Raw genomic sequence first — 7,673 nt, forward strand, 5'->3', positions numbered from 1 at the left:
AGATCGAACCAGGCCAGGCTGCCCTCACCAGCCCCCACCGTATGGATATCGATCATCGGCAGCTTCGTCGGATGGCCCCCGATGCGCCCGTCGGTCGTCTCCGTAATCGCCCCATCGACCAGCGACACATCGGTCGACGTGCCGCCGATATCGAGAGCAATCAGCCGCTCGATGCCCGAAGCGCGGGCCACAAAGCGTGCGCCCACTACCCCCGCTGCCGGCCCTGACAGCAACGTCCGCGCCGCCTCGCGCCGCGCCATCGCGCTCGAAATCGAGCCCCCGTTTGACTGCATGATACGCAGCCCCGTGCCCGCCGGCAGCGCCTGCTCCAGTTGCCCCAGATAGCGATCGATCAGCGGGCCAACATAGGCATTGAGCACCAGCGTACTGGTGCGCTCATACTCGCGGAACTCCGGCAAGACCTCCGCTGAGGCCGAGACATACCAGCCTCGCTGCCGGGCCGCCTCAGCCACACGCCGCTCGTGGGCCGGATTGGCAAAGCTAAAGAGCAGCACCACCGCCACGGCCTCCACCTGCTCGCGCTCCAGCCTGGTCAGCGCCTCTTCTAGCGAACCCTCATCCAGGGGGACGAGCACCTCGCCGCGCTCATTGAGGCGCTCGACAACCTCGACCCGCCGCTCACGCGGCACCAGGGGCGGCACCTTCTGCACGCGCAGATTATAGAGACTGGGCCGCGTCTGCCGCCCGATCTCCAAGACATCGCGAAAGCCCGCCGTAGTAATCAGGCCGGTCCGCGCCCCCTTGCCTTCCAGCACCGCATTAGTGGCCACCGTTGAACCGTGGACCAGCGTACGCAGGCGCGGTAGAGCGCCCAGCTCCTGGAGGCCTTCCAGGATGGCCTGCGACGGATCATGCGGCGTCGAGAAAACCTTATGGACGCGCAGCCTTCCCTCCTGAAAGAGCACCAGATCGGTAAATGTGCCTCCCGTATCAACTCCAGCAAGAATAGCAGTCATTCCTGTGCTCCTCGACAGACCTCTCTCCTCTACTACGAGCGACAAGCAGCAAGCTGGCCAGCGCAGCGCAGACGGAGCCTGCCCTGCCCTTCAGCACTCAGAGCGCCAGGCTCGTTAGAGCACCCAGGCACTGGTGCGCTGCTCGATATCCTGGTCGCGCCAATCGGTAATAAACATATAGCCCGGGGCATGAGTGATAGCAAGCGGCGGCTGGCTCTCCATAATCACCGCCTGCGGGGTGACGCCACAGGCCCAAAAGACCGGCACCTCATCGGGGGCCAGCGCCAGAGGGTCGCCCCAGTCGGGGCGGGCCAGATCAGGAATACCCAGGGCCGCCGGCTCGCCGCAGTGGAGCGGCGCCCCATGCGCCAGTGGATAGCGCGCCGTCACCTCGCTCGCGCGCGCCACCTCGTCGCGCTTGAGCGGGCGCATGCTCACCACCAGCGGCCCATGCAAGCGGGCCGTCGCCTGACAGGGAAGCCCCGTACGGTACATGGCCACATTGCGCCCCTCCTCCAGATGGCGCAGGCGGACGCCGGCCTCCAGCAAGGCCCGCTCCGCCGAGAAGGAGCAGCCCAGCAAGAAGGCCACCAGATCAGGGCGCCAAAGCGGGAGGAGATCCTCCCGCTCTTCGACCAGCCGGCCCGCACGATAGACACGGTAGCGCGGCAGATCAGTGCGCAGATCGGCCCCGGGCGCCAGACGGCGCGGCTCGGGATCACCAGGGGCCGTCATCTCCAGCAGCGGCAGCGCCTGGGGATTGAGCCGACAGAAGTCGGCAAACTCCTCAGCCCAGTCGGCAGGCAGGATCACTAGATTGGCCTGGACATAGCCCAGGGCCAGGCCAGTCGTCGGACGGCGCCAGCGGCCCGCGCGAATCAACTGGCGCGCCTCCGCCGCGCTCAGACGAGCAAGCTTCTCCATCTGCATGGCAAGCCTCAAAATCTCCTTTCACACCAGCAAACAGACCAACGAGCGCGAGAGCAGCACCAGCAGCACCAGCAGCACTAATCCACCGCCACCAGACGCTTTCCACGCGTCTCCGGCAGCAGCAGCAGGGCGATCAGACAGAGAGCATAAGCGCAGGCGCCGAAGCCGATGGCCCCACCCAGGCCGATGGCCGCCGACAAGAAGCCGATAATTGTGGGGAAGAAGGCCCCCACACCACGCCCGAAATTGTAACAGAAGCCCTGACCGGCCCCACGCGCTCGCGACGGAAAGATCTCAGCCAGGAAGGAGCCAAAGCCGCTGAAGATGCCCGAGGCGAAGAAGCCCAGCGGCGCCCCCAGGACCAGCAGCAGCCCATTGGCCCCAGCCGGAATCTGGGTATAGAGGAAAATCAAAGCGGCACTACACAGAGCGTAGATGGCAAAGGTCGGACGGCGCCCCAGCCAGTCATTGATGTAGCCGCTGGTCACATAACCGATAAAGGAGCCGATAATCACCACCGCCAGATAGGGGGCGCTACCCACCACCGAGAGATGGCGCACCGTCTTGAGGAAGGTTGGCAGCCAGGTAAAGACGGCATAATAGCCGCCCTGGGCCCCAATGGCCAGCAGCGTCGCGGGCAGCGTGCGCCCAAGCAGGTCGGGCTGAAAGATCTGCAGCAACGAGCTGCGCGTACTGGGTACCCGGCCCCCGGCGGCCTGCTGCTCGGCAGCGCGCGTCTGGACAAAGACCTCTGGCTCTGGCACGCGCGCACGCACATAGAGCGTCAGCAGGCCGGGCAGAATGCCCAGGCAGAAGGAGATGCGCCAGGCTATGGAGGCCGGGAAGAAGGAGAAGACCAGGGTATAGGCTACCAGCGCCAGCCCCCAGCCCACGGCCCACGAGCTTTGCACCATGCCGAGCACACGCCCGCGCTGGGCCGGGTCAGCCACCTCAGCGATGAGAATGGCACCGGCGGCCCACTCGCCGCCGAAGCCCAGACCCTGCAGCGAACGGAAGAGCAAGAGAAAGCCGTAGTTAGGGGCCAGGCCCGAGAGAAAGGTAAAGAGCGAATAGACGGCGATCGTCAGCATCAAGGTGCGGACACGCCCGATCAGATCGGCCAGGACACCGGCCAGGATGCCCCCAAAGGCCGAGACGACCAGCGTCACCGTGGCGATCAGGCCCGATTGACCGGTTGTCAGCCCAAAGGCCGCCGCCGTGGCCGTCAGCACGAAGGAAAAGATCTGGTAGTCAAAGGCATCGAGGGCGTAGCCGAGAAAGGCGGCCCAAAAAGCATGTCTGGAGGAGCCGCGTAGGGTGCGGTACCAATCCAGCGAAAGGAGGCGACTACGCTGGGGGGCAGCGAGGCTGCTGCCACTGTGGCCTTGCTCAACGTTCATGGTCGTGGGTCCTCCCTCATGTCAGCGAACAAATAGGGAACAGGAGTGAAGCAAAGACCGCTCACATCACAGCTCAGTCTCTGGCGGAGTGCCCGGCTGAGAAGCAGCGCTGATCGCCAGGGCGCCAGACCAGCCCGGCGAGCTGGCAGCTTCGACCGGCCCCTGGCGGCTTGGCCAGGGGCAGATCCCTCTGCCTCCGTTCCGTTCAGCTCAGCTATGATAGAGAAGACACTACCCGAGCGCGAGCCAATCCGCCAGCCCAGCGGGAGGACAAACAGGGATCATCTGCTCTCCCTCACTGGTCTGGGCCTTCTTATCTCACCGTATCGGCCTGGCCAGCAGGCCCCCGCCCGCCAGTGGCGGCACGCTCTGAGCAGGGCCGGAGATGAGGAGAAGGCCACCAGACTCTGGTACCTGTGGCTGAAATGCCTCTGCGGGATAGCAATCGTTGGCGACGGGCCTCCAGGAGAGGCGCTGACGACCGCTGGCGAGCCGCCTATTTCCCGGCCTTGTAGCCGAAATCGGGAATGGCTCGCCAGCGCTTACGTAGTAGGTGGGCCGCCAGCTTGGGCCGTCGCTCGCGGGTAAAGATCCCTTTGCGATTGCCCTGCACGCGCGTGATGCTCTGCCCGGTTTGGAAGTCGGCAAAGTTCCAGACATGCTCACCGATGACCGCCGGACAGGCATCCAGGACCTCGTGATAGGCCTGCAGTAGCGCCGCCTGATATTCCTCTGAGAACATGGTCGGCGGCTCATCATGCAGGCCGGCAATGGCATCGGCGCCGTACTCGCTCAGTAGGATCGGCTTGCCCGGCAGCCGCTGCCTCCATGCCTCTAGCTCCGCCCGCAGCAGGGCTTGCGCCGCCTCCAGGCGCCCGCCATGCACATACCAGCCATAGTAGCGGTTGAGCGCGATGACATCGAGCAGGTCAGTGACGGTATCGGTGGCCGGCGTCGCCAGCATCTGCAGGGCGATGGTCAGGGGACGTCGCTGGGGGTCAAGCTGGCGCGCCAGGTGCAGCAGCGGCTCAAAGTAGGCGCGCGCCCCTTCTTCTTCGGTGGCCGGCTCGTTGGCGATCGACCACATGACAACACAGGCGTGGTTTTTGTCGCGCGCGATTAGCTCGCGCAGAGCCTGCTCGTGCTGGGCCGCCGTCGTTAGCTCGCGCCAGGTCTGGCGCTTGCTGGGGCCTGCGCTGGGACTGAGGTTGAGGTGCAGGCCTACCGCCGGCACTTCGTCGATGACCACCAGCCCTAGTCGATCGGCCAGGCGCATGACTTCCTCAGCATAGGGATAGTGCGAGGTGCGGAAGGAGTTGGCGCCCAGCCAGCGCAAGAGGCTGAGGTCCTTGACATAGACGGCTTCGTCGAAACCGCGCCCATGCACGGGAAAATCTTCGTGTTTGCCACACCCCTTGAAATAGAAGGGCTTGCCGTTGAGCAGAAACTGCCCATCTTCGACGGCCACCGTACGCACGCCATACGGTTCTTCGTAGCTGTCCAGACACTCGCTCGTCTCGCCCGGGCGCCAGAGTTCGACCCGGCATGTATAGAGATAGGGATGGCCCGGCTCCCACAGGTGCACGTCTTTGATGCGTAGCTGGCCTTGAGTGCCCTCACCTGCGGCGACAGTTCTGCCCTCGGCGTCCAGCAGCGTCACACGCACCGTTACTGTCTCGCGCTCGGCTCCCTCGACGGCGATGCGATAGCCGACCAGGCCATCGCCCTCAGCCAGGGTACTCGTCAGAACGATATCGCGGATGTAGGTGGCGGGTGTCGTGTAGAGACGGACGGGGCGATGAATGCCGGCGTAGTTGAAGAAATCGAAGTTGGGCGTATCGCTGATCAGGCGAGTGCCGTCAGGCAGAGGCTCCTCACGATAGTGGGCTACGGGGAGGGTGCTGTAGTCGAGGGTATTATCGACCAGGACAGTCAGGCGGTTCTTGCCCGGCTGGGCCAGGGCTGTGATCTCAGCTTCAAAAGGTGTGAAGCCGCCACGATGGGTGATCAGCGGCTGCCCGTTGAGATAGACGTGCGCCGTGTGGGCCACAGCCCCGAAGCGCAAGACAAGGCGCTGCCCCCACAGCCGGCGGGGAATGATCAGCTCCCGCTCGTACCAGACGCGTCCAACGTGTTCGCGATAGGCGGCTTCTTCGCCGAGTTCGTTGTACGAGGCCGGTACCGGCATGGGCACGCTTTGGCGCAGCGGGCGCTCATACCAACGCTCGGCCAGGCCCTGACCCGGGTCCAGACGAAATTGCCAGATGCCGCTGAGGTCAAAGACTTCCCGTGTGGCGGTCATGAGCGGATAGAGCATGGCGCGTCTCTCTCTCCTCTCCTGTTCTGCTCGGCGGCTGGGGTACTGGCAGCTCCGCAGGCTGCCCCAGAGGCAGCAGCCGGTGATGCTGCCCAGCGATCGCCGCGTTCAGGGAGACCAGCCAGCCTCTGGCTCGCTCTGAGCGCTTCTGCTTGCCGCCAGCCCTCCTATGGCTGGCCATCTGTCCGCCAGCATCCCAGCACCAGGCTAGGCCGGACTGGCTGATCTCTCTATCCCCTATTGTAGCCGCAGTCGCGTTCAGGAGCTGCTCCCGGGGAGCGCGCGGGCCTCTTCCTTTGGCTTCTGGCCCCAGACGAGCAAGAAATTCCAGATGGCGCAGAAATCTTCTTGCTGCAGCTCGGCGATGGCCTGCTGATAGAGGCGCCTCAGCTCCTCGCGGCTTGCCACGCCCATGCGCACCATGAACGGCTGAATGAGGTCGAGAAAGACGAGGTAGTCCTTAAAGAAAGGGTAGTGATAGGGGGTATCTGCCGACCATTCGATCGTGACGGGGTGGAAATGCACATCAACAAAGCCAGCGCGGCGCAAGAGGCTAGGCAGCACGACGGTGATCCCGAAGTGGCGCGCATCCGGTGAGAAGCTCTGGCCAGCACGCTGCATGGCCAGTGATCCCAGTGCCGAGAAGCGCTCAAAGGCTGGGCTGGTGGTCAGGGTTGGCTCCATCTCGGTCAGGCGCAGCACTCCACCAGGCTTGAGCAGGCGCCGACACTCTGCGAGCAATTTGGGCCAGGCTTCGGCGCGCATGAAGCCGCACATCAGACGTCCATTGATCAGGTCGAAGGAGGAGTCGGGGAAATCAAGCGGCTCCATGACGTTCATTACGCGAAAGTGTACGTTGGAGAGGCGTCGCGAGACCGCTTGCGCGTTGGCATACTGCACGATCGGGGGACTGATGTCGACCCCAATGACCTCAACGTGAGGATAGGCAAAGGCAACCTCCAAAGCCCAGCCTCCGGGGCCACAGGCCAGATCAAGCAGGCACCCATCTTCAGGCAGAAGGCGCCCCTCGGGAAAGAGTCCCCCCAGGGCCTCGGTCAAGATGCGGTCTTGCTGCATCAGGCGAGCCAGCTCGGCAGCCTCTTCTGAGTCAATCACATAGGTATTGCTGTTTGGCCGCGCCTCATGGCGCTCGTCCATGCCTTTCCTCCTTCTTTCCCGGCAGCCGGAGCAGGGTAGGCAAGCCGACTGTCCTGCGCGCGTTATCCTTTTGTGCTTTGCCAGCATGGTACCATGCTTCTCTCATGGGCGCAAGTCTATTCTTTCCCAGTGCAGCGCGGTTTTCAGGCGCAGAGAACTCGACAGGTTCAAGAGCATCTGGCGTGCAAGGAGATCGGAAGATGTCGGGCCGTGAAAGGGGGGGCCGGGCTGTGATGTATTTGTGAGGGAGGGGAAGCCGGGCGTGATGCGACCGTGATTCAGCCTCTGCTAGAATGAGAGCAGCCCGCGCGTCCCTGCGCCAGGCGTGGCTGCTCGCCGCAGCGCGCTCAGCTCAGGCAGGGCAGGTCTTGCGTTCGCTGCTTGAGCCAGGCAGGGCAGAGGCAGAGCAGGCCAGGACCCTTATTGCGATGGGAATCCAGTCAGGAGCCGCCTTATGAGCTATCGCGATCGCTCTTTGTCTGCTGATGGAATCGCTCAGGAGGAGCGGGCTGCCTCTCTCCGACGAGAGTTGCAGGCCCTGCTGCCGGCCCTGGCAACGGCGCCGCTGGTCGAGGTGGCGGCAGCCGTGCTAGAGGCTCTGCGCGAGAGGACAGCCGCCGAACATGGTGCGCTCTTCCTGGACTGGCAGGCCACGCCGCAGGCTTCCAGGCCTACCGCTCCAGAGAGGCTGCAGCTCCTGGCTGTCTTGCACACTGATGAGGAGCAGGCCAGAGCCTTGACGAGTGTGGCTGGCGCCGGTCTGCCGTGGTCAGTCGCTGCGCCCGCGGGCGGCGAGCTGCGGCGCAGTAGTGTGCAGACCGCCGATGCTTGCTGGCTCCTGTTGCGTCTGTCCTTAAGGCGAGCGACGGGAATCCGAGTGGCCCCCCCGGC

Annotated in this window: 6 protein-coding genes; 1 reads left to right on the forward strand and 5 read right to left on the reverse strand. The window is 64.3% G+C overall.

Going from position 1 to position 7,673, the window contains the following annotated elements; translation table 11 throughout:
- The 5 genes from IRZ24_RS13985 to IRZ24_RS14005 form a co-directional block, all read right to left on the reverse strand.
- Nucleotides 1-977, reverse strand: a 977-nt coding sequence (locus IRZ24_RS13985) for a hydantoinase/oxoprolinase family protein (protein WP_297165283.1), incomplete at its 3' end; no start/stop codon positions are given.
- A gap of 114 nt (nt 978-1,091) precedes the next feature.
- Nucleotides 1,092-1,901: a putative hydro-lyase gene (locus IRZ24_RS13990; RefSeq protein ID WP_366914298.1), complete on the reverse strand. Its 810-nt coding sequence runs from the start codon at nt 1,899-1,901 to the stop codon at nt 1,092-1,094.
- A gap of 83 nt (nt 1,902-1,984) precedes the next feature.
- Nucleotides 1,985-3,307 (reverse strand): MFS transporter, encoded by a 1,323-nt coding sequence (locus IRZ24_RS13995; RefSeq protein WP_297165287.1) that lies wholly within the window; start codon nt 3,305-3,307, stop codon nt 1,985-1,987.
- A gap of 496 nt (nt 3,308-3,803) precedes the next feature.
- Nucleotides 3,804-5,624: a beta-glucuronidase gene (gene uidA / locus IRZ24_RS14000; RefSeq protein ID WP_297165289.1), complete on the reverse strand. Its 1,821-nt coding sequence runs from the start codon at nt 5,622-5,624 to the stop codon at nt 3,804-3,806.
- 258 nt (nt 5,625-5,882) lie between these two features.
- Nucleotides 5,883-6,782, reverse strand: coding sequence for a class I SAM-dependent methyltransferase (locus tag IRZ24_RS14005; RefSeq protein WP_297165290.1), 900 nt, complete (start codon nt 6,780-6,782; stop codon nt 5,883-5,885).
- 454 nt (nt 6,783-7,236) lie between these two features.
- Between IRZ24_RS14005 and IRZ24_RS14010 the strand changes: the two genes are divergently transcribed.
- Nucleotides 7,237-7,673: hypothetical protein (locus IRZ24_RS14010; protein ID WP_297165292.1), on the forward strand; the 437-nt coding region annotated here is incomplete at its 3' end.

Source organism: Thermogemmatispora sp. (assembly GCF_019683755.1).
Classification (GTDB): Bacteria; Chloroflexota; Ktedonobacteria; order Ktedonobacterales; family Ktedonobacteraceae; genus Thermogemmatispora.